This is a genomic window from Streptomyces sp. BE303 (assembly GCF_036290945.1).
GTDB lineage: Bacteria > Actinomycetota > Actinomycetes > Streptomycetales > Streptomycetaceae > Kitasatospora.
On the sequence record NZ_JAQYWZ010000650.1, the window covers coordinates 1 to 403 of the forward strand.

At 73.4% G+C, this 403-nt stretch carries 1 protein-coding gene; it reads right to left on the minus strand.

Going from position 1 to position 403, the window contains the following annotated elements:
* On the minus strand, nt 1-403 hold a 403-nt coding region (locus tag PUR56_RS15305; protein WP_329949323.1), incomplete at both ends, for a polyketide synthase.

The window sequence follows — 403 nt, forward strand, 5'->3', positions numbered from 1 at the left end:
ACGTCCTCGGACCCGTCGTCCAGCAGCGCGACGTAGTCCTGACCGTTGGTTCCGGCGAACACGCCGACCTGCTCGCCGCGGAGCGACTGCGGGTCGACCCCGGCCCGTTCGAACGCCTCCCACGACGTCTCCAGCAGCAACCGCTGCTGCGGGTCCCTCGCCAGCGCCTCGCGCGGCGAGATCCCGAACAGCCCCGCGTCGAACTCACCGGCGGCGGACACGAAGCCGCCGTCCCGGGTGTACGTGGTGCCGGGGTGCTCCGTGTCCGGGTGGTAGAGGGCTTCCAGGTCCCAGCCGCGGTCCGTGGGGAACCCGCCCATGGCGTCGGTCCCGGAGGCCAGCAGGTCCCAGAGGTCCTCCGGGGTGTCGGCCCCGCCCGGGAACCGGCAGGCCAACCCGACGA